17 protein-coding genes and 1 pseudogene are annotated in these 22,071 nt (G+C 41.8%); 12 read left to right on the plus strand and 6 right to left on the minus strand.

All coding sequences use genetic code 11. The annotated features are described in order from the left end of the window. Positions 1-187 precede the first annotated feature (187 nt). The 4 genes from ACYVIL_RS19125 to ACYVIL_RS19140 form a co-directional block, all read right to left on the minus strand. A complete protein-coding gene (locus ACYVIL_RS19125) occupies positions 188-406 on the minus strand; it encodes a hypothetical protein (protein ID WP_303472375.1) in 219 nt (72 codons plus the stop codon). A gap of 147 nt (positions 407-553) precedes the next feature. Beyond that, on the minus strand, positions 554-5,509 hold the full coding sequence (locus ACYVIL_RS19130) for a PAS domain-containing protein (protein WP_460314228.1): 4,956 nt from the start codon (positions 5,507-5,509) through the stop codon (positions 554-556). Between the two features lie 124 nt (positions 5,510-5,633). Next, a complete protein-coding gene (locus ACYVIL_RS19135) occupies positions 5,634-5,957 on the minus strand; it encodes an EscU/YscU/HrcU family type III secretion system export apparatus switch protein (protein ID WP_303472371.1) in 324 nt (107 codons plus the stop codon). A 12-nt stretch (positions 5,958-5,969) separates the two neighbouring features. Further along, entirely contained in the window at positions 5,970-8,273 is a 2,304-nt protein-coding gene (locus tag ACYVIL_RS19140; protein WP_460314230.1) for a flagellar hook-length control protein FliK, read from the minus strand. Positions 8,274-8,483: 210 nt separating this feature from the next. Between ACYVIL_RS19140 and ccmA the strand changes: the two genes are divergently transcribed. Genes ccmA through ACYVIL_RS19200 form a run of 12 tightly spaced genes read left to right on the plus strand, consistent with a single transcriptional unit; the run spans position 8,484 to position 17,781 of the window. Further along, the gene (gene ccmA, locus ACYVIL_RS19145; RefSeq protein ID WP_460314232.1) at positions 8,484-9,113 is read left to right on the plus strand and encodes a cytochrome c biogenesis heme-transporting ATPase CcmA; all 630 of its coding nucleotides are present in this window, start codon (positions 8,484-8,486) and stop codon (positions 9,111-9,113) included. After that, the gene (ccmB, locus tag ACYVIL_RS19150) at positions 9,110-9,778 is read left to right on the plus strand and encodes a heme exporter protein CcmB (RefSeq protein ID WP_303472367.1); all 669 of its coding nucleotides are present in this window, start codon (positions 9,110-9,112) and stop codon (positions 9,776-9,778) included. Before ccmA ends, ccmB begins: the two co-directional genes overlap by 4 nt. Beyond that, positions 9,778-10,524: a heme ABC transporter permease gene (locus tag ACYVIL_RS19155; protein ID WP_303472366.1), complete on the plus strand. Its 747-nt coding sequence runs from the start codon at positions 9,778-9,780 to the stop codon at positions 10,522-10,524. Before ccmB ends, ACYVIL_RS19155 begins: the two co-directional genes overlap by 1 nt. Next, positions 10,521-10,784 carry a heme exporter protein CcmD gene (gene ccmD, locus ACYVIL_RS19160; protein WP_460314235.1) on the plus strand — a complete coding sequence of 88 codons (264 nt, stop codon included), beginning with the start codon at positions 10,521-10,523 and terminating at the stop codon, positions 10,782-10,784. Before ACYVIL_RS19155 ends, ccmD begins: the two co-directional genes overlap by 4 nt. Then, positions 10,781-11,269: a cytochrome c maturation protein CcmE gene (gene ccmE, locus ACYVIL_RS19165; RefSeq protein WP_303472362.1), complete on the plus strand. Its 489-nt coding sequence runs from the start codon at positions 10,781-10,783 to the stop codon at positions 11,267-11,269. The genes ccmD and ccmE overlap by 4 nt, the downstream gene beginning before the upstream one ends. Before the next feature lie 12 nt (positions 11,270-11,281). Further along, positions 11,282-13,330, plus strand: coding sequence for a heme lyase CcmF/NrfE family subunit (locus tag ACYVIL_RS19170; RefSeq protein WP_460314237.1), 2,049 nt, complete (start codon positions 11,282-11,284; stop codon positions 13,328-13,330). Then, positions 13,327-13,899, plus strand: a complete 573-nt coding sequence (locus ACYVIL_RS19175) for a DsbE family thiol:disulfide interchange protein (RefSeq protein ID WP_460314239.1) — start codon at positions 13,327-13,329, stop codon at positions 13,897-13,899. Before ACYVIL_RS19170 ends, ACYVIL_RS19175 begins: the two co-directional genes overlap by 4 nt. Beyond that, positions 13,896-14,336: a cytochrome c-type biogenesis protein gene (locus ACYVIL_RS19180; protein ID WP_303472356.1), complete on the plus strand. Its 441-nt coding sequence runs from the start codon at positions 13,896-13,898 to the stop codon at positions 14,334-14,336. The genes ACYVIL_RS19175 and ACYVIL_RS19180 overlap by 4 nt, the downstream gene beginning before the upstream one ends. Further along, positions 14,329-15,579 carry a c-type cytochrome biogenesis protein CcmI gene (gene ccmI / locus ACYVIL_RS19185; protein WP_460314242.1) on the plus strand — a complete coding sequence of 417 codons (1,251 nt, stop codon included), beginning with the start codon at positions 14,329-14,331 and terminating at the stop codon, positions 15,577-15,579. Before ACYVIL_RS19180 ends, ccmI begins: the two co-directional genes overlap by 8 nt. Next, positions 15,579-16,355 (plus strand): MlaA family lipoprotein, encoded by a 777-nt coding sequence (locus ACYVIL_RS19190; RefSeq protein ID WP_303472352.1) that lies wholly within the window; start codon positions 15,579-15,581, stop codon positions 16,353-16,355. The genes ccmI and ACYVIL_RS19190 overlap by 1 nt, the downstream gene beginning before the upstream one ends. Positions 16,356-16,383: 28 nt before the next feature. Further along, entirely contained in the window at positions 16,384-17,190 is an 807-nt protein-coding gene (gene murI / locus ACYVIL_RS19195) for a glutamate racemase (protein WP_460314244.1), read from the plus strand. Positions 17,191-17,241: 51 nt separating this feature from the next. Continuing rightward, positions 17,242-17,781 (plus strand): hypothetical protein, encoded by a 540-nt coding sequence (locus ACYVIL_RS19200; protein WP_460314246.1) that lies wholly within the window; start codon positions 17,242-17,244, stop codon positions 17,779-17,781. 106 nt (positions 17,782-17,887) lie between these two features. On the opposite strand, the gene ACYVIL_RS19205 is transcribed toward ACYVIL_RS19200, so the two are convergent. Next, on the minus strand, positions 17,888-19,420 hold the full coding sequence (locus tag ACYVIL_RS19205; protein ID WP_460314248.1) for a tryptophan halogenase family protein: 1,533 nt from the start codon (positions 19,418-19,420) through the stop codon (positions 17,888-17,890). A gap of 100 nt (positions 19,421-19,520) precedes the next feature. Then, positions 19,521-22,058 (minus strand): annotated as a pseudogene (locus ACYVIL_RS19210) (TonB-dependent receptor); the annotation flags it as partial. Between the last annotated feature and the right edge of the window lie 13 nt (positions 22,059-22,071).

Here is a 22,071-nt window from a genome sequence, read left to right on the forward strand (position 1 = left end):
TTCCCACACAAATAAGCCCGACGAACACAGCGGGACACGCAGTGATAGTAGGGAGTGTCCGTCAAACAAATTTGACGCTTCCTTGCTAAAGGCATAGTTCTTCCTGTTGAATCTAATACCTAAAGCTTAGTTGATTACTTGAAAGAGGTGGTCTAGTTTGTGGCTGTCTTGATTTAGATATTTAACCTTAATTTACTTCTTCGCCACCGTATTTGCCCGCCAGGTCATCCAGTTCCGCACTGGTGCTGTCGAACCCAGAATCCGAATATTGGTAAGTTACCTGCACCTTCAAAGAACCGCGGTACAATTTAGCTCTGATATTAGGAAGTTGATCAGAATTCACATCGTTGAGAAAACGGTTCGCTATCTGACCGTTGGGGAATTGATAAATAATTTGATTTTGCATGTTCAGAATAAATTGAGGCTTTTAAGAGATTGGATACTGTCGTCAATATTGCATGTTCAGCGCCAAATTGGCAATAGTATGACTATTAAATTTATATCCTTGGGCCTAGTTCAGAACCACACTTAACTAAGCCCAATTATGTATAAATTACTTGTTTAAATGGGAATAAATCACCCTAAGCGTGGTCATTATTGACTCTTTTACACTCGGCCAAAATATTGAAATACTATCAACTTCTCCTTGTCGAAAGTCCGCTTCTAAACGCGTAGCTACATCATCCAAAGGATTAGAGTTAACTTTACGGGCAATATGCGCGAGTTTTCGGCCTTGGGTTAGTATTGCGCTTGCATTGTCTTCGGTTACTGCTTTATCCATGGTTTCCATGGCATCCTCTAACTCATTCATCAATGCACCTAAATCAACGGCCAGAGACTGTTTTGGGGGATTTTTTTGTAAAAAGGGCAATAAGTCGAACCAAATATGAGGATCTCTAGGCATTTCTAATTTGGCAAACTCAGGGGTTTGTAGAGTTTCCGAATCAGGACGTTGTTCTTGAACTTGTTTCAATTCTTCTTTATGAGCAGCAACTAAAGCTTTTTCCTTGACTTGTAATTTAGCCTGACTGGACTCCAGTTGTTTTTGTGCTCGCTCTAATTCCGTCTCTTTATTCGCAATCTGGTGTTTGTTATTGATTAACTCTTGTTCCAATTGCTGTAATTTTTCAGTTAACTCTGATTGATTGTTATCTTGTGCGCTTAAACTTGCTTTTGTATGGTCGTACTCAGCCTGAATAGACTGCAATTGATTGGCCAGTTGCTGTTGTTCATTTTGCATCTTTTGTACATTTTGCTCGCTGTTTTGCAGCGCATTTTGCTGTTCTGCTAACTGTTGTTGTAGTTTTAGCTCCTGCAGCTCTTGCTGTTTCAGTTTGCCTTGAAGTTCCTGGGCTTCTCGTTTTGCTTGTTCTAATTCTAATTGTAACTTCTGTTCTCCAGACTGGGTATCGTTCACTTGTGACTCAGCCCGGGCTAACTCCTGCAGGCTGTGCTGAAGCTTCTCTTGCATTTGTTTATTTTGCTGTTCAGCATCACGTAAAGACTGTTGCAGCTGTTTTTTCTGTTGCTCAATTTCTGCATGATGTTGACGCCATTGCTCATCACTTCCTTGCAGCATTTCTTTTTGTTTAGTCGCACGACTTTCTACATCTGATAACTCTGACTTCAATTGATCAAGTTTTTGTTGTTGTTCGAGGCGCTCCCGTTTTTCCTTATCCGCTTGCCGCTGATTCTCGTCTAATTGTTGTTGAGTTTGCTTCAGTTTTGCTTGCTTGGCCTCAACTTCTTGTTTTAACGCTTCCTGCCGCTGTTGCCATTGTTGATCACTTTCTTGCATTTCTCGTTGTTGTTGAGAACTACGTTGCTCCATTTCTACTAATTCAGATTGCAGTTGTTCAAAAATCTTTTGCTGCTGTTGTTTAGCCGCTTTTTCAGTTTCGGTTTGCTGTGCCGTTCTTTGCAAAGCTTGTTCGGTTTCTAATAGTTTCTGCTGCTTACGTTGCAGCGCTTTTTGTAACTCATCTTGTTTATCTTTCCAACGACGGTTAGCCTCTTCTACAATTTGTTTTTGCTGCTGTTCACTACGCTTTTCCATTTCAACCAATTCTGATTGTAAGCGCTGCATCAATTCCCGCTGTTGTACTTTTTCTGCTTCAGTTTGTTGTTTGGCTTGATTTAGATTCAGTTCAGCCCTTTGCAGTTTCTGTTGCTGTTGTTCAAGTTCTTGCTGCCATTGTAGCTGTTGTTCTTGCAGCCTTAACTCAGCTTCATCATTTTTTTGCTGTTGCTGCAATTCACTACGCCTCTCCATTTCTGCTAATTCTTGTTGTAACTTTTCGAACACTTTTTGTTGCTCAGCTTTAGCAGACTTCTCTGCTTCTACTTGCAGTTCTTGTTGCTGCAAAATGCGTTGGGTGTCCTGCAGTTTTTGTTGTTTGTCGTGTAACTCTTGTTGTAATTTTTGTTGTTGTTGCGCCCAGTGTTTATCGGCTTCGGCTATTTTTTGTTGTTGCTGTTCACTGCGACGTTCAACTTCCATTAAGTCGTCTTGCAATTGCTGTAAGCGTTGCTGTTGTTGCTGTTTTTCTGCTTTATCTTGTTCTGACTGACGTTGGGCTTGATTTAAAACTCCTTGGGTTGCTTGCAACTGACGTTGTTTATTTTCAAGCTCTTGTTGCAGCAACGCCTGTTGTTTTTCCATATCGCCTTTTTGCTGCTTGGACATTTCTTCAAATTTATCCATTTCATACTGCAAATGATCAATATGACGGGCTTTATTGGACAATTCAGATTGCGCAACGAAACACGATTGCTCTAAGTCACGCCGTTGTTGTTCAGCTTTTTCGCTAGCTTTACGTTGATTAATTAGCAACTGACGTAATTTTTCACTGGCTTGACTAGAGCTTGATAATTTCGATTGCAAACTACTTATCTGGCCGTTTACATCTGAAATCTGTTTGTCTTTTTGATGAATAGATGTTTTCAGCTGACTGATTTCACCCTCAAAGGCAAGCATTTTCTGCTGTTGTTCTTGTCGTTCTGTTTCTAAAGTGCGAGCGGTTTCTTCACTTTCAGCCAACTCTTTCTGAGCGTCTTTGTATTTTTTGTTACTGTACTGCAATTCATCGGCAATTTGATTTCGTTGTTTTTCTAGACCATTAACACGTTTGCTAGTTTGTTCCAGTTGCTTGGCCAATTCTTCATTGGCTTGTTCACTGCTGGCCAGTGAATCTCTGCTCTGTTGATAGTCTTCTTGTAATTGATTTAAGTGTGCAGTGATATTGTCGTGGGCTTCTTGTAGAGAGGACAATTCAGATGTTTTATCGGTAATATCTTCTTCAGCTGCTTTTAGCTTAGATTGGGTATCAGACAGTGATCTTACTTTGCTGGCTAATTGATCTTGGCTACTTTCCAATAGTTGTTGTTTCTCGACAATTAATCGTTCCGCTGCTTGATGCAAATTAATCGCTTCTAAGCGCTCTTGATCTGCTTTTTTAATGGCTCTTAAATCTGTCCATATGCATAATATTGAATCAAAATCCTGACCTTTAAACATAGGAACAAAGGTGGCCTGACAAGGCAGTTTTTTCTTATCAAGCCTGTGTTGCCAAGTGATTGATAATGCCTGTCCATCTTGTTTTATGTGCTCAATTTTATGTTGTAGGCTTTCGAGATCCGATTCTTCATCGTTAAGTTTTTGCGAATAAGGATAGAGCCCAAATAGATCTTCCTGGTCTTCTACTGAGAAAAAGTCACAGGCTGCGGGGTTGAGCTTATTAAAGCCATCTTCGGCCAATACGGCCATTGGCATACTGCTGTGTAACAACAAACTTTCGAATTTATCTTGCTGATATTGTTCATCACTAATATCTGATATCCAGCATAAATAATGTTGTTTTTTGCGGTCAAATAATTCGATATTTAGCTCGCTAGGATGCAACTGTTGTTGACTGCCCTTTAAGTCGGCGTGGAAGCCTTCTAGACGACCATTTTTGTGTAGCTTTTTGGCCGCTTTTCCTGAATTTTTGGGGTCATTAAATAATTGATAAAACGAGATTTTCTTTAATTCTTTTTCAGTGATATTAAGACGTTGTGTTAATGCTGAATTGGCTTGTACGATGCCATCGTCCTCGTCAATCATGGCGATACCTAGTGGTGCCTTATTAATGATATTAGCGAAGTGCTGACGCTCGTGTTCCAGGAGTGCTTTGGTCTGTTTAAGCTCAGTAACGTCCTCCATTAAACATATTGAACCTGCAGGGTTACCGCTTTCATCACGAAAAGACTGAATCTTTATTTTTAAAGTTCTTTGTTCGCCAGTAGCTAAGGTTAAGCTCATTTCCTTGGCACTACCAACACTTGCAGAATAAACCATGCTGGATGACTGTCCTTGGGGCATAAGATCTTGAATTTCAGTTGGTAACACCGACAGCTGTTTTGCAGGTTGTTGACGTAAATTCTCCGTCGACGTATTAAAAATCAATTCAAATGCTGTGTTACAGGCCACTACTAAACTATTCTCATCCAATAATAGGGTAGGGTGACTCATGGAGCTGAGCATCCCTTTTACAATCTGTTTGCTAGCGGCTAGCTGCTCTTTTAACGCTACCTGGGGACTGATGTTGGTGACAGTCATGTGAGCGTTTTGCGCTTTCCCCTTCTCATCCAAGTTCAATGGCAAGCCAATAACCTTAACAAATACATTTCCTTCGTGGGCATCCAATTTGCACACTAAATCAATGGGTTGCCCCCTTTCTAAATCTTTAAGTCCTTGAATCCAAGCGAACTGTGTTTGTTGTGATATATATTGTTCAAACTGTTTTAGATCCCCTTGAATTTGCTCATCAGTGTTTGCCAGTAGCTTGGAGAAAACCCTATTTGTTCTGAATGTTTTTTCTGATAAGTCGATTTCTAATTGACCTATCTGGCTGCTATCTAACAGCTGGTTATTAAAGTCTAAGGAATTCGTTAAGGAAGCTATTTTTGATTGAGCTGCGGTAAAGTCGACTATGGATATAATTGATGCAATGTTGTGTATATTGCCTTTTTGTGGAGCAAATTCGAGCAATAAATCACGCTCTTTTACAGGGCCTATAAGTTGTTCTTTAGATTGAACTTTAGCGTTAATCCCTTTTTCAATTTGTTCAGAATATTGCTTATTAAACAGTGTGCTTAACCCTTTTCCAGTTAGATTTTCAGGTCTGTTTCCTAAAAAATATGCAGCTAATTTATTACAGTATTGGATTTCACCAGCATGGTTTACATGCACCATACCCACCTGGAAATTATCTAGATAAAAGGTGTTTTGTTGTAAAATTCGCTGATTTTCAGCAAGCTGATGAGTCGCTTTTTTGTGACCGACTTTAAAAATGATCATCATTACAAAAACTACAACGAACAAGGCTAGGATAGCGATTAAGCCGTATTCAATGGTATCACTAGATTGCGCCAATACTTGTTCAGCAATGGCGTATACATTATTCGTAATCAACAATGTGCTTAGAGCAACACAGATGTTAGACACTTTTTTAAATGCGTGCAGCGTCATTAAATTATTCCCACTCAACATATTACAACTAGAGTAACCTGCCTGCTTGTGACAACACATCTTTTTAAAAACAACTAGGTGTATAAAACAATACCTAAGTAACTGTTTAACAAATGATAAGTATTTAAGCTTTGGTCGATAATTTATGTCGACTAGCCGCCCAGCTCTCTGGAAATTTGCCTTGTAATACGTAGGAGAAGGCGATGAGCTCCGCTATAACATGGTACAACTGCTCGGGGATTTCTTGACCTAAATCCATGCTGGCAAGAAATTCACTTAAGTAAGGATCTTCGTGTACTAAAACACCACTTTGTTTTGCAAGGGTAACGATTTCTTCGGCTAAATCCCCAAACCCTTTGGCGATAACTTTTGGTGCTTGTTTGTCTCCTTCTTGGTATTGAAGGCCTACCGCACTCTTGGTTTTTTTTGCTTTTTTAGGATCTGTCATAGTGTCTACTTATTATGCTTGGGTTTGAAAAATATGATAAGGACGAGTTTGCAAATGTTCAGGTATTTTCCCTAGTTGACACTGTGCTTTAGCCACTTCAATGCCTAGGCTTTTTAATCGCTTTTTAAACATAGGTAGATAGTTATAGACCAAATCCTTTACCGCTTCATTGGAGGTGTACAAGTCTAGCTCTAGTTCATTTTGTTGTAATTTCGCTTTCGTGAGTATTTGCCCAATATCACCAATGTCCATTTTCATGGTTAGATGCCAAATTGCGAGTTTGCTTTTTTGTTTATCTGCATTTCCATGTTTATCCGGCTCTCGTTTGATGAGTAATTCGATATCTTTTTTGTTTTCACCGATACCGCTGGGTAACACGTAATAAAAGCTTTCTTGTCCTTGTAAGGCTTGTTCAGCATTATTCATTTTAGATGATTGATGTTGCGCAAACATACGCCCTAGCTGCTTAAGTATCTGATGCTTTTGTTCCATTTGATTGAGATCACTTAAGCTTCGTTGAGTGGGTGGAGAAACAGTTTTGTTTGAACCAGAGAGCAGGCCACTGACTATTTGAGCGATTTTTTCATTGTTCTGAGGTTGGTTTCTATTTAACTTGGCAGCTAAGCTAACCTGTAACATTGTCATCAAACCCGCGACTAATCCTTGGGAAGAAATAGCTTGGGTCAGCTGTATGGGCGTCAAGTTAAGAGGGGCTTGGGTGATTAGCTGTTTAATATTTTCAACATCAGCTTCTTTGCCTTGGGGTGTGCCTTGCTGGAGTTGTTTCAGTATCGATTCCACTACCGCTTTAGTCTCTGGGGACTTTGTTAAAATGGGATCTCCTAAGGCTATTTCAATTTTTTGCAGTGTGTCGCTTGGGCTAGCTACTTGTGGCAAAACCCGGCGCATTAATTCACTTATTTGTGACAATATTTGTTGTTTCTCAGCTGCGGGTATCGCCGCTATTTTACTGGTTAAATTGGGAAGTGTTTTAACCACTTCAGGGCGATCTGTTTGCATGGGGTTGGGTGTAGCTTCCTTTGCGGGCAATTGATTTGTATTGTGACCACCATGGGGCTTATCCATTTTGGCTGATTGACCTATGGCTTGGCTTTTTGTGGAAGTTTCGGGTTTGACTATTGCCGTGTCTGAACGCAAAACGGAGGGTTCGGCGGTTTGATTGGAGGTTGGTTTAGGATCCGTTTGCAAAAACAGCACCTGTTTGATTTGTTTCACTTGGGCTTCTGTGAGGGGAAGCTGAGCAAGGGGAGTCTTTACAGGGGCTTTAATCTCACCTAAACCAGATACCAGTATGTTGATACTCACATTTTTTACTGATCCTTCGACCTGTAAAAGTTTAGATACGGCATTGTCTAAACGCAGTTCCGGGTGTTTTGTCAGGGTCTCGATCAATGTTTGACGAGGTACCGACAAAGACACATTGTGGGCGGTGTTGTGCAGCCTAGCTGAATCAGATTGTAACAATTTAACGATATCAGGTTTGCTCAAATTGAGCATAATGACTTTTTGCCCAGGGTTCGTTTGACTCTGAGTAGTGGTTTGCGCGTTGGCCTGAGTTTGGCTGTTATTCAGACTCTGTTGGTTTGGCGGCACGCCTCTATGTTGCTGATTGTTTTGAGAATAGTTTGGGCGGACAGTCTGTTGGTTTTGATGGCTTGTTGGACTGTCTGTGTTTACTACTGTGCTTAGTTTAGTTTGACTCTCTGTGTTTAGTTTAACTTGCCACTGGTTGCCTTTCGGGGTGATCTGCAAATGTAGATTTTGATTGCTTGGCAATACCTGCTTTATAGTTGGCAAGGTTACTTTGATGAGTTCTGATTTACCTTGTATTTGGGTTGATAAATTAAGGGTGTTGTTTTGACTACTCACTACTTTTACTTCCACAGTAGCGCTTTTAGCTTGTCCACTGGGAGATGCTTTGCTGCTAATGGCATTTAAAATGGTGGAAAGTTGTTTTTGATTGAGGCTCGCTAAAACCGACTGTCTGTCTGTTTTTGTTGACGTGCTAAATAATAATAGTTCTGAAGTAGTATTTTGATTACCCGACGAACTGGTATGATTTTGCAATTGTGCTTGTACTTGGGTGGCGTTCAATGCCTGAGGTAAGTTGGCTGGTTTTGGCAAGGTGACGGTTTGCTGCTGTTTGGGCAAGGTTAAACCAATTTGATTGTTTGCTAAAAACTGCACGATAACTTGCGCTGCTTGTTTTGCAACTGGCGAGTTTGTAGACAGCTTCGAAAGCTGAGCTGCTAACTGTACAAGTTGCTGTTGGGCGTTAAGTGATATATCTGACATAAACAGGTTATCGGCAAAGCGTCAGTAGATTAAACACTGACTAAGCATAACCTGTTGTAGATATAGAATCTAATAGCTGGATTTGGCTTTTTGCTATGGTATCATTTGCGCCGATTTTTCGGCTGGAAGTTTTAAGTAAATCGAAATATTTTTGATTTAACAATTAGTTAAGTCATTGTTGTATATAGCCTAACTGGAGAATGACTCAACTTGGCATTGTTACGTGGGCAAAATTTGGGATGTGTAAAACAAGATCGAACCTTGTTTGAGATGGTTAATTTTTCAATCGAACCCTCCCAATTACTTTATGTGCGCGGCCAAAATGGCGCTGGAAAAACCAGTTTGTTACGAATTTTGGTTGGCTTAAGCGATCCTGCTGCCGGCTATGTAGAGTATAAACACCAAGATATTCACACTGTGAGTGAGCAGTATTTTCAAGATCTGGTTTATTTTGGACACAAGTTGGGGTTAAGTCTGAATTTAAATGCCATTGAAAATTTACAATTTTGGTGTCAATTAAATCAAGTGAATTGCACAGAAACTGAATTATTTGAATTATTTGCCGAGCTGGGCTTAGTTGGCCTTGAAGATGTACCAGTAAGTCAGCTTTCTGCAGGTCAGCAAAGGCGTGTTGCTTTAGCCCGTTTATGGTTGAAAACTGACGCTAAGCTATGGATTTTAGATGAACCTTTTACAGCGTTAGACGTGCAAGGCATTGCTTTGCTGCGAAACAAAATGATTCAACATTTGAGTGAAGGCGGGGCGATTATTATTACGTCTCATCAAACCTTAGATGTGGATTACCCCACATCTGAATTGTTGTTGGAGTATCGCATATGACCGCCTCATTGTTGGCTGTTTTCAAACGCGATCTAGCCTTGGCATTTCGTCAGCGAGCTGAACTATTGCAGCCAATGATGTTTTTTGTGTTAGTGATTAGTTTGTTTCCGTTGGGCGTTGGTCCTGGCCCTGAAATTCTACAAAAGATTGGCCCCGGCGTTATTTGGGTGGCAGCTATTTTATCTTCCTTGTTAGGGATGGAGAGATTATTCCGCGACGATTTTCAGGATGGAACCCTTGAGCAGATAATGCTAAGTGGCGCATCTATGCCCCTTGTTTGCGTGGTTAAGGTGGCAGTGCATTGGTTAGCCAGCATTGTACCTTTAATTTTATTGTCTCCTTTGTTAGGGCTCTTTTTAAACCTAACGTTAGAGATGTATTGGGCATTGTTGGCTACCTTGTTAGTTGGTACCCCACTACTGAGCTTAGTTGGCGCAGTCGCAGTTGGTTTGACTGTGGGGCTGCAGAAAGGTGGCGTATTGTTAGCCTTGTTATTGTTACCGGTTTTTGTACCTTTATTGATATTTGCTACCGCGGCAGTAGAAGCCGCCTCGCTACAAATATCTTATTCAGCCCATTTAGGCTTAATTGGAGCAATGTTATTATTCGCTCTTGCACTGGCTCCTATGGCCATTGCCTATGCATTAAAAGTGAGTCAAAGTTAATGTGGAAGTGGTTACATCCTTATGCTAAATCAGAGTCAACTTATCGGCTCTGTCAAACCCTATTGCCATGGTTTTCAATCAGTGCAGCAATAACCTTAATTAGTGGTCTGATTTTAGGGCTTATGTTCGCTCCAGCTGATTATCAGCAAGGCGATTCTTTCCGAATTATCTACATACATGTGCCTAGTGCTATCACATCAATGAGCGCCTATGCCGCCATGGCGGTAGCTGCCCTTATTGGTCTAGTTTGGCAAATCCGTACAGCTTATATGGCGATGATTGCAATTGCGCCCGTTGGCGCGATGATGACCTTTATTGCTTTGTTTACCGGCGCTGCTTGGGGTAAACCTATGTGGGGGACTTGGTGGGTATGGGATGCACGCTTAACTTCCGAACTGGTTTTACTATTTTTATATCTTGGGGTGATATCCTTGTACAAATCTTTCGACGACAAAATTCAGGCAGGAAAAGCTGCTGGGGTGATGTCGTTAGTTGGTGTTATCAATCTACCCATTATTCATTATTCGGTAGAGTGGTGGAACACCTTGCATCAAGGGGCAACTATCAGCAAGTTTGATAAACCCTCTATAGCACCGGAAATGTTTTGGCCGCTAATGGTGAATTTGTTGGCGGCAGTCTTATTAATTGGGGCAATCACCTTAAAGCGTTTGCAAAATGAGTTGTTACGCCGCGAAATACACCGTCCTTGGGCAGTCAAAACCTTGTTGAAAGAGGGGAAATCATGACGTTTCAATTTGATTCTTGGCAAGCGTTTTGGGACATGGGCGGATATGGATTTTACGTATGGCTGGCATTTGGGGTGTCATTCATTGCTGTGCTTTTGGTTGTTTACGAAAGCATTTGGGCTAAAAAGCAATTAATTAAAGCGGTTAATGCGCAAATTGCTCGAAAGAAACGTATTAAACAAAATAAACAGAAAAAAGCGGCTGAAAGTGCCGACAAAGAATCCCATTCTAGTTCTGAAAATAAAGGTGAATTATCGTGAATCCAAGACGTCAAAAACGTTTGTTTGGAATATTGGCAGTTGTGCTGTTGGTAGCTGCAGCTGTATGGATGATGCTCAGTGCACTAAGTGAAAATATTGATCATTTTTATACACCCTCTGAGATCATTAATGGTAAAGAAGGTGTCACGCCCTCAATCGGTCAGCGTCTTCGTATAGGCGGCATGGTGGTTCCTGGCAGTGTTAAACGGGATCAACAAAGTTTAGCCGTCAGTTTTGATTTGGCCGATACAGGCCCCTTAGTGACCGTGCGTTACGCAGGCATTTTACCTGACCTATTTCGTGAAGGTCAGGGCATAGTGGCAACGGGTCGACTAACGGAAAATAACCTCATTGTGGCGGATGAAGTGTTAGCGAAACATGACGAAGAGTATATGCCGCCTGAATTGGCAGAAAAAATGAAAGGCATTAAGCATGTCAAACCCGACAATTTACAATCGGAATCAAAAACCGATTCTGGCTATTAGGATACAACAAACATGCTTGCAGAATTAGGACACTTTTCACTGGTATTGGCCTTACTCATGGCAATGCTGTTGTCTGTTTATCCAATGTGGGGGGCGTACAAGAACCAAATCCAATTTATGGCCCTTGCCAAGCCATTGGCCATAGGCATGTTTTTGTTTACCGCCATTGCTTTTGGTGCGTTAATGAATGCATTTTACAACGATGATTTCAGCATTGCTTATGTGGCAAATCATTCCAACAGCTTGTTGCCTTGGTATTACAAATTAACCGCAGTATGGGGCGGACATGAAGGCTCATTTTTACTTTGGATATTGATCTTTTCAGTTTGGACTGTGGCTGTAGCGGTGCTGAGTAATAGTATTCCTCAAGTCATGGTTGCCAGAGTGTTATCAATATTAGGCATGGTGGCAGTCGGGTTTTATCTGTTTGTTTTGACCGCCTCTAATCCGTTTGAAAGCTTGCTACCTTTCTACCCTGTTGATGGACGAGACCTTAATCCACTTCTACAAGATTTTGGCATGATTATTCATCCTCCTATGTTGTACATGGGGTATGTGGGCTTCTCGGTGGCCTTTGCCTTTGCTATATCGGCATTGATATCCGGGCAACTGGATTCTACCTGGGCCCGCTGGTCTCGTCCTTGGACGCTAGCGGCTTGGTGTTTTCTAACTGTAGGTATTGCTCTAGGTTCGTGGTGGGCCTATTACGAATTAGGTTGGGGTGGCTGGTGGTTCTGGGATCCAGTGGAAAATGCATCCTTTATGCCTTGGTTAGTGGGAACCGCGTTAGTCCATAGCTTAGCAGTCACCGAAAAGCGTAAGATTTTTAAGTCTTGGACTGTGTTATTAGCCATTTCCGCATTTTCCTTAAGTTTGTTAGGGACCTTCTTAGTGCGCTCAGGTGTGCTGGTTTCAGTGCATTCATTTGCCAGTGATCCCACCCGAGGTTTGTTCATTCTTGCTATTTTAGGTGTGGTTGTTGGTGGTTCATTAATATTGTATGCCATCCGCGCTCCTCAACTAAAAAGTGTTGGCCGCTACGAGTGGTTCTCCCGAGAAGTAATGTTGATGGGCAATAATTTATTATTAACGGCGGCCACTATCGTGGTGTTAATGGGTACCTTGTTACCCCTAGTTCATAAAGAAATCGGCTTGGGATCAATTTCCATTGGTGCACCATTTTTTAACGATATGTTTGTTTATTTAATCGTGCCATTTGTATTGTTATTGGCGATGGGTCCTTTATCTCGCTGGAAAAAACAGTCTCCTAAAGCTATACAAAAACAGCTTCTAATTGGCTTTGTTATCAGTGTTTGTGGTGGCTTTTTAATCCAAGCTAGTTACAACCAAATGACCTATATGGCGACCTTAGGTTCAATATTAAGTGTTTGGATTTTCGTTTCTACTGTTCAGGAAATTATGCAGCGGGTTGCAGCGCAAAATGACAAAACTCAATCATCAACTACGTGGCAAAAGCTGCGTCGTTTAACCCCGAGTCATTGGGGAATGGTAATGGGCCATGTGGGTTTTGCGGTCACCTTAATAGGGATTACTTTAGTCAGTAATTACGAACAGGAAAGAGATGTACGCATGCACACCGGTGATGTGATTGAAATTAGCGGGTATGTGTTCAAGTTTACCGGAGTAAGGGACTTAAAGGGACCAAACTATGTCGGTCATGTGGGCATCGTCGACGTGTTCACCGATACGAGCATGACGAAAAAAATCACTCATTTAGAAGCTGAGAAACGTTTTTACCCGGTACAACGAACTAGTATGACCGAAGCGGGAATCGACAGTGGAATCTCCAGAGATTTATTTGTTGCCTTAGGGGAGCAATTAAATGATGGCGCTTGGGCTGTCAGAATCTATATCAAACCTTTTGTCAATTGGATTTGGGCAGGTTCCTTAATCATGGCTTTAGGGGGAATTCTATCGATTTCCGATAAGCGTTATCGCATGGCTAAAGTGGCCAAAGTGAAAAAACGTTTAGGTGGTGACAAGCTTGTCAGCGACGCTAGCTCTGAGGCGTTAGCAACCAAAGTACAAGGACAAGTATGAAAAAGATCTCGATATTTTTAATACCAATAACCTTGTTTGTGTTGGTATCGATTTTCTTATATAAGGGCTTATACGGTGACCCGAGACAACTCGATTCTACTGTCTTGAATAAACCCGCCCCTGATTTTGCGTTACCGGATTTGATGCAACCGGATGTGATTTATGATCCATCCATATTTGAAGGCCAAGTGACTTTGATGAACGTGTGGGGAGTATGGTGTGTCACCTGTGCTGTTGAGCTACCTTATCTAACAGAGTTGAGTCAACAGGGGGTACGTATAATTGGTTTGTATTACGACCAAGATACCGATCCTGATTTCGGGATAAAAAGTATCCCAACTATTCAACAAGAAGTTACCGCAAAGTTGGCGCAATTGGGCAACCCATATGAGTTTAATGTTTTTGATGTAAAGCGAGATTATTCGTTGGATTTAGGGGTCACCGGTGCACCTGAAACCTTCCTCATTGATAAACAAGGCGTGATTAGAATGCATCATATTGGTGATATTAATACTCGGGTTTGGCGATCTAAAATCGCACCTCTATACAATGAGTTAATGGCCCAATGAAAAAGTTGATACTGTTATTTGTTTTAGTTACTAGTCCTCTTTGGGCGCTGGAAGAAGCCTACAACTTTGATGATCCTGTGAAGCAAAAATTATTTTTGGAACTAACCCAGGAGCTACGCTGTCCTCAGTGTCAGAATCAAAACATAGCTGATTCTGATGCCATGATTGCCCACGATTTACGACGTAAAGTTTACGAATTGCTGAACGAAGGCAAAAGTAGAGCAGAAATCGTCGATTTTATGAAGTCCCGTTATGGTGATTTTGTATCTTATCAGCCGCCAGTGACGCCACTAACTATTTGGTTATGGTTGTTACCGGTAATTTTCGTCATCGGTGCGGCTTGGTTCGTTTTGACTCAACGTAAGAAACAAGTGAATGATTTTGATGAAGATGTTTTAGCCAAAGCAGATTCGTTATTGGAGAAAGAGAATGACTAGTTATTGGCTGGGTTTTGCCATGTTGTCGGCCATTGCTGTGGGGATTTTAGTTGTTCCTTGGTTACTTAAACGCAATCGACATCACCAAGATGTGTTGACTAACACTCAAATTATTAAACAGCGAATGCAAGAACTGAGTCGTGAAGTGGATGAAGGCGTAATCTCTGCTGATGATAAAGACATTGCAATTAAAGAGCTAAAATTAGCTCTAGTGGATGAAACTGTTGGCAGTCCAGATCAACAACAAGCCGGTTCTTGGCCGTTGTTTTTAGGGATCAGTATTAGCGTTATTTTGTGTGCAATTTTGTACTACAAAAGCAATGAAGTAAGTGATTTACAACATTGGCAAGAGGTGAAACAACAATCCTCTGAATTGGCGAAACGAATCGTGATAGAAGGCGACTCCAGTGTCACCCTAGATGAGTTGAACGATTTCAGTCTTGCCATGCGTAGTAAACTAGCAAATGCCCCCGATGATTATATAGGTTGGTTATTATTAGGTAGGCTGCACGCATCTTTAAATCGTTTAGAGTCTGCCTTACAAGCATTTGAAAAGGCCTATATGTTAGCGCCAGAGCACAGTGGTGTATTGTCCAGTTATACCCAAACATTGGTGATGACTGGTGAAGAGAATTATATTCGTAAGGCACAACGCTTGTTAATAACAATGGTTCAGAGTAACCCCCAAGATATGAACGCCATCGGCATGTTAGCAGTGGCCTCTACTCAGTTAGGTGACACACAACAAGCCCTTAGTAGCTGGCAACAGTTAAAACTAATACTACCGGCCGATGATCCGATGACGGTTGAGGTTGAAAACCGTATCGCCCAACTTAGTCAAGGGTCTGTTGCCCCCCAAGTTGATGAAGCTGTTGAGGTTGCAGATGCAGATACATCGGTTTTAATTACGGTCTCAATATCTGACGAACTAGTGGCTAAAATACCTGAAAATGCGTTTATTTTTGTGTTTGCTCAAGATGCCAATGGTTCGGTGAGAATGCCAGCCGCGGTGGTTAAAAATCGATTGGCTGATTTGCCACTGCAGGTTGAATTGTCTGATGCGAATGCAATGTTACCGAGTTTTAAATTATCCCAGCTTGAAAATGCAAGGTTGGTGGCGCGAATTTCCTTGGATGAAAATGTAGCTCAAGCCAAAGGCGAGCTCCAGGGTGAAGTGACAGTCACGCTGCAAGCAGGTAATCAGATCATGCAATCAATTGTTATCGATAAGGAAGTGATGTAATGAACCCAAAAATTTGCTTGTTATTAGTTGCAGCATTTTTGCTCGGTGGATGTGCTTCACAGCAGGCAGTGAATGGACAAACTCAAGCGGTCGAATATAATGATCCCCGTGACTCACTGGAAGGTTTCAACCGTACCATGTGGGACTTTAACTATGATGTGCTTGATGCATATATTCTGCGACCCACTGCCGTGGTTTACGTCGACTATGTTCCGCAACCGGCACGACAAGGATTGCATAACGCTGCGCTGAATTTAGAAGAACCGTCAAATTCCGTGAATAATCTGCTGCAAGGCAAAGTCGGTGGAAGTTTAGCCAGTTTAGGTCGATTTGTACTTAATTCCACCGTGGGTATTTTAGGTCTATTTGATGTAGCTAAAGAAATTGGCATAGAAAGACAAGAAGAAGAGTTTGGTGAAGTATTAGGTAAGTATGGCGTGGGCACGGGTACTTACCTCATGTTGCCGGCTTATGGTCCCACTGATCTTCGTTCGTTAACCGGTGACTTTGTGGATTCGGCATATTTTCCACTGCAAGATTTGTCATTTTACGTCGCAGCGGTGCGAACCGGTATAAAAGTGTTAGAAGCCCGGGCTCAACTGATGGAGCAAGAAGGGCAATTGGAACAATCACTTGATCCCTATGCTTTCGTGAAGAACGCCTACTTCCAGAATCTCGAATTTCGCGTCACAGACGGTGAGGTACCTCAATCTGATTTGAATACCGATCCGGAAGAAGAAAGCGAAAACTTTGAAGATTTTTTAGACGACCTCTAAGGTCGTCTGTTTATGGAGAGGGCTACCCTTGCTAACTTCTGCAAGTAATGCTGCCATAGGTGTATTTGATTCCGGTGTTGGTGGTTTATCCATCGCCGCTGCAATACGACAAATGTTACCCCATGAAAATGTCATTTACGTTGCCGATAGCGCCAATGCTCCCTATGGTGGCAAGCTTGAACACTTTGTTTTGCAGCGCTGTCAGGCCATCGTAGAATATTTAATGGCCCAGCAAGTCAAACTCATAGTTGTAGCTTGTAACACAGCTACACTGACCTGTATTGCTAAATTACGCGCACTCTATCCCATTGAGTTTGTTGGTGTTGAGCCCGGCATAAAACCTGCGCTTAATGCTAGTCAATCAGGCATTGTTGGCGTATTGGCCACCCACAACACCATTAAAAGTGAGCAATACCAGCAATTAGTCGCTAGATTAAAAACTCATAATAAGGTTTTGTCTCAGGCTTGTGATGGCTTAGTGGAAAAAATTGAAGCGGGGGAGTTTGATTCCCTCGCGACCCAACAATTAATTCAACAATATGTCACGCCATTAGTTAGCCAAGGGGCTGATCAAATAGTGTTAGGTTGCACTCACTACGGTTTTTTGGGCCAGCAAATTCGATGTATTGCAGGTGATGACGTGCAGTTAGTAAATACCAGCGATGCCATTGCCCGCCAGACTTTGGCCGTTTTAGAACGTAATGACATGATAAATAGATGCCAAGAAGGCGGCAAAACCAAGTTATTTAGCAGTCGCTGCAATGCCGAGTTTTTAGGAATTTGTGAGCTCTTATGGCCAAAAGAATTTGAACAAGTTCATGAATTCACAGACTAGTTAGAAGTGTTGGGATATAGTTAGAGTGTTTCCGCTGCTGGGTCTTTCATTATGCGTTTGATACTGACTGTAATATTCATAACTGTCCTCTCGGCTTGCGCCAGTCAAAACAGCCCATATCAAGGGGAAAACTTAGTTTTACCTTCCATTCAAGAGCTTAAGTCTTGGCAATTATTTCAAAAGCAAGACCACCGGTATCGTTCCAATATGTGGCAGAAGAAAGGTCAGCGTTGGGCGGATACTTTTGCCGTTAGCATTTATGATCAACTCCAAGAAAACTTACAACAAAAACGCATTGAATTAGATGCACCGGGTAAATCCCATTGCCAGGCATTTGAATCCATCAATATGACTCATCCAAAAATAAATAATATCCCTTTTGCATATTGGCAAACGCGTTGTGAAGTCAATGGTAAAGTTGTGGCCCGTATGATCCATTTAATGATGCAAGGTCAAGAAAGCTTTTATCATATTCAAAAGGTATGGGCATTTGATGTGGAAGAACCCCAGTTTTTGTTTTGGAAACAGCAAATGGATGATACATTTTTATGTAATTTAGCGGCGAGTAATCATACGTGCCCTTTAGATTAATCTATGACCCTAAGTAATCTCTTTAATTTAATCCCTTGGTTAGCATTAAAGAATACAAAGGGTTAATCAAAAAGCTTGTTATTCAATTTAACCCTATTATACCTTCTCAATCCGTTTTAGGGTTGTTGTCTATTGGCGAGGCTGCACAGTATTGAGCTATAAATTGTGCTTGGCTGGGCATGTAATCGACAGATTTTTCAATCACAGTTTTCACGTTTTCCATACGTTTTTGTATTTGCGCTTCGCTTAGTACATCAACCATTGGATGATAACCTTCAGGCGATATGCCCTGTCCAACCATCACACTTAACCAACTGGTTTGATTAAATAACTCTTCATCTTCACGAAATATGCGGCCATTTGCCTTAAATAAATCTATTTTTCTTTGCAGGTATTCAGGTATTTCCATGTTACGAACGTAATCCCAAAACGGCGTATCGTCTCTTTCTGTAACTTTGTAATGCAAAATAATAAAGTCGCGGATGCGTTCCATCTCTAACGCAGCTTGTGAGTTATAGGTATCCACATCAGGTTTAAAAAATTGTTTTGACGGGAAAAGACTCATCAGTCGAGAAATACCGCTTTGGACTAAATGGATAGCCGTTGATTCTAAGGGTTCGATAAAACCGCCAGCCAAACCTATTGCGACACAATTCTTGTTCCAGAATTTTTTTCGCATACCTGTCTTAAATCTAATTATTCGTGGTGCGGTTAATGGCTCTCCATCTATACCGTCTAAAAGGATTTTTTCGGCTTCTTCATCGCTCATGAATTTTGATGAATAGACATGTCCATTGCCTACACGATGTTGCAACGGAATCCGCCATTGCCAACCTGCTTTTTGCGCGGTAGAGCGGGTATAGGGAACAGGCGCTTCAATGGTTTTGCTTTGCACTGCAACGGCGCGATCACAAGGTAACCAGTGACTCCAATCTTCATAACCTGTGTGTAGCGCTTGTTCAATCAATATGCCGCGAAAACCACTACAATCAATAAATAGTTCTCCTTCAACCAGTTCGCCACTATCTAATAATAGGCTTTCTATAAACCCATCTGCTTTACGCAAATTGACTTGGGTTACCTTGGCATCAGTACGTTTCACGCCATGTTTCTCAGCTATTTCTCGTAAATATGTTACATACAAATTTGCATCGAAATGGAAGGCATAGGCGATATTATTTAATGGAGAGTTAGGTGTGTCGATGGAGCGCATCATCTTTCCGGATTTCGCGGCAACACTATTGAAGGCATAATCTTGTAAATCACCAGCTTTACCAAGTTTCGACATTTTTAGCCAAAATTGATGAAATTCAACTCCTTCAAAGTTTAAACCTAACGTACCAAATGGGTGCATATAGCTGTGATCTAGTTTCTTCCAATTTACAAATTCAATTCCGTGTTTAAAGGTGGCTTGGGTTTTTCTAACGAAGTCATCTTCGTCTAACCCCAGTAGATCATTGAAGAGCTTAATTTGAGGAATTGTCGCTTCACCCACACCGACATTCGAAATATCACTAGACTCGATTAACCGGATATTCATGCCTTCTTGGCGGAGCAAAGTGCCAAGGGCGGCTGCTGTCATCCAACCTGAAGTCCCGCCACCTACAATAACAATGTTCTTTATTAGGTGTTCACTCATATATTTTCCTATTCTACTGGCGCACTTGATTATTCATCGAAATTGAGCCTAAAAGCGCACCCTGTTGGGTGCGCGAACCTGTACTTCGTTGCTAACTTAACTAGAAGGTTGCTCTAACTACAAAAGAGAATCGTCTATCGTTTACGAACCAGGAACGACCGGTTCGAGTGCCTTCATCGTCTATTTGCATGGTTGTTTTAGTCACCGTATCTAGCAAGTTGACAGCTTGAATCCCGACCTTAATATTGTCAGTTGCGTTATAGAAAATAGAGCCATCAAGAAAGCCTGCACTTTCATTATAAATAGGCCGATAGGGCGCAATAACATCTCTTGCGGTTAACAAGTATGCCGACCGCCAGTTATAGGCCATACGCGCTGATACGTCATTCTTTTCATAAGTTAACACTAAATTTGCGGTGTGTTTAGATTGCCCCTCTAACGGTAGCGAATCAAATGCGGCTTCCGCTGGCCCATCTTTGGGTTGTCCATCAGGTTCAGTTTCAAAGGTATTACTGTTGGGCACTCCCTCAGCTTCAATATAGGTGTAGTTAGCCTGAACCCCTAAACCATCAAAAGGAGATGGTAAGAAATCGAAAAATTGCGAATAAGCAAATTCAATACCTTGCATTGTTCCTTCGTCAGTATTTAGTGGCTTTTGCACTCTCACTGTGTTGGTCACCCCATTATTGGTGTACTGCTCATCCATTGCCCCAGTCACAAAGAAGTTACTCAAATCTTTGTAAAATAAGGTAGTTGTTAGAGAGTTTGATTCGCTGAAATACCATTCCAGGGAAAGGTCGTATTGAATCGATTCCATGGGAGCCAAATAAGGATTGCCTGAATTACCTTCCCAGGTGGTTACATCTGCACCGTTAATGATTGCTTCACCGCCAGGTTCTTCTGGTTCTGTTCGGTCGGTAACGAAGATGCCATCCTCAATACTCACGTAGTTTTTCAAATTCCCCGTATCTGGATAAGCAATGGCTTTAGACACGGCAAAGCGAGCAATTAAATTTTCATCTAATTCTACTTTTAGATTGAAACTAGGCAAAATGAAGTCATCTGTGTAGACATCGTTAAGCATCGAGGTACCATAATTACCAAATGCAAGATCATCTGCAGGTAAATAATTTAAGCGATCAGATGTGTCCGTTGGATCATTGGGAATGAGATTAGGAAAGGTAACAGCGCCTTCGGTTTCCCGCTTTATTTCAATGTAACGAATACCAAAGTTGCCGTTAAAAGGGAACTTGTAGTTATCAGATTCAAAATCAAAGCGCACATAGGCGGCTTTATTGGTTTCCACAAAGGTATTCGATTCGGCCGGTCTAAAAGGTCCGTCTAATTGCTCATAAGTGGGGTTACCATTGGCGTCAACTCCGTTTTGTATTTGTCGCTCGGATAACGGTTCCCAATCTGACGCTATATCTGCCAGTCTGCTTCCCCAATTAGCGTAGTCTTGGACTAACGCAATTGATGGGTGTAGGGTTGTGCCGCCGGGCACGATTACATTGTCTCCACGGTGATGATTGTCCCAACTAACTTGTTGTACCTCATCATTTAAGCTTGCCGCTGCTGGCAGGTCTAGCCAGGCTGCAGCATATCCATCACCATCTATATCATTGCTAAATATTGCGCCCAGTGATTGCCAGTTATAGGCTGAAAATCGCACTGTTTGCTCACGCTTTGCATAACGAACTCCAGCTTTGACCGAAGAGAAAAAGCCACTATCAAAAATATGTTTAGTATCATAGCGAAATGCAACGGAATCACCTTCGCTCCGTTCGTAGTGATCCATTGCTGAGCGCCAGTAATATGAAGATTTGGTTTGGAAAAAAGCAGGGTTACTTTCTTGTCCATTACCTCCTGGGTGTCCATTCCATGGTTCTAAAAGTTCTATTTGTGGCACATCTCCTTTTAAGTTCAAACTTATATTGGCTTGAGTACCTAAGAATAGGGTGACATCATCGTCTTTGGTTGTGGCATCGATATACTGTACGTCAAACTCATGGGACCAAGTGTCATTGGGTCTGAATTTCACGTTGAATGCATAGTCATCAACAATGGTTCTTTGTTCTTTAGTACGTGTTGTTGTTTGGTACGTATTACCGAATTGTGGTACTGAAGGGTTTCCCCAATCCGCAGCAATTGGCACACGTTGCTGATCATTTCCATTTGAACGCCAGCCTCCATCACGTTGGTCGGTGATAGTGCCATTGACGAAAGTGCCGCTATCATCAAATTCATAAGCAGGCGTGCCATCTAGCGGGTAAGTGTCTCGTCTCAGGCCATCCGCTTCAGCGCCATTGTTCATATCGGTTTGATAACTGAACGTATTTTCAGTCCAAGCTAGGGTCGCATCAGAGCGCATAAACTGGCCAGTCACTAAAGTACGACGATCAGGGCTTTCCCATTGAACGGCTAGGGCAAGGCCTTGTCTTTCTCGGTTTATATTATTTTTTCCAAAGTTGCCACCATTAGGAGCAAGTACCGTCTGACCTTCGACCAAATCATCGCGGGTTAAAAATACTTCAGATTGCATACTATGAGACAGGCTTTCCAATTCAGACGTGGCGACGTTGACTAGGAAACCAAATTTTCCAGCATCTGTTCTCCAACTATCACTAAACATGGCGGACCCGCTAGGAGTG

Source organism: Aliiglaciecola aliphaticivorans, from assembly GCF_054782055.1.

Bases quoted from the DNA above. Each gene is read 5' to 3' on its own strand.
- ACYVIL_RS19200 (WP_460314246.1), top strand. From the start codon at position 17,242: ATGCGTTTGATACTGACTGTAATATTCATAACTGTCCTCTCGGCTTGC.
- ACYVIL_RS19180 (WP_303472356.1), top strand. From the start codon at position 13,896: ATGAAAAAGTTGATACTGTTATTTGTTTTAGTTACTAGTCCTCTTTGG.
- ACYVIL_RS19135 (WP_303472371.1), bottom strand. From the start codon at position 5,957: ATGACAGATCCTAAAAAAGCAAAAAAAACCAAGAGTGCGGTAGGCCTT.
- ccmB (WP_303472367.1), top strand. From the start codon at position 9,110: ATGACCGCCTCATTGTTGGCTGTTTTCAAACGCGATCTAGCCTTGGCA.
- ACYVIL_RS19125 (WP_303472375.1), bottom strand. From the start codon at position 406: ATGCAAAATCAAATTATTTATCAATTCCCCAACGGTCAGATAGCGAAC.
- ACYVIL_RS19140 (WP_460314230.1), bottom strand. From the start codon at position 8,273: ATGTCAGATATATCACTTAACGCCCAACAGCAACTTGTACAGTTAGCA.
- ccmD (WP_460314235.1), top strand. From the start codon at position 10,521: ATGACGTTTCAATTTGATTCTTGGCAAGCGTTTTGGGACATGGGCGGA.
- ACYVIL_RS19130 (WP_460314228.1), bottom strand. From the start codon at position 5,509: ATGACGCTGCACGCATTTAAAAAAGTGTCTAACATCTGTGTTGCTCTA.
- ACYVIL_RS19175 (WP_460314239.1), top strand. From the start codon at position 13,327: ATGAAAAAGATCTCGATATTTTTAATACCAATAACCTTGTTTGTGTTG.
- ccmI (WP_460314242.1), top strand. From the start codon at position 14,329: ATGACTAGTTATTGGCTGGGTTTTGCCATGTTGTCGGCCATTGCTGTG.
- ACYVIL_RS19205 (WP_460314248.1), bottom strand. From the start codon at position 19,420: ATGAGTGAACACCTAATAAAGAACATTGTTATTGTAGGTGGCGGGACT.
- ACYVIL_RS19170 (WP_460314237.1), top strand. From the start codon at position 11,282: ATGCTTGCAGAATTAGGACACTTTTCACTGGTATTGGCCTTACTCATG.
- ACYVIL_RS19155 (WP_303472366.1), top strand. From the start codon at position 9,778: ATGTGGAAGTGGTTACATCCTTATGCTAAATCAGAGTCAACTTATCGG.
- ACYVIL_RS19190 (WP_303472352.1), top strand. From the start codon at position 15,579: ATGAACCCAAAAATTTGCTTGTTATTAGTTGCAGCATTTTTGCTCGGT.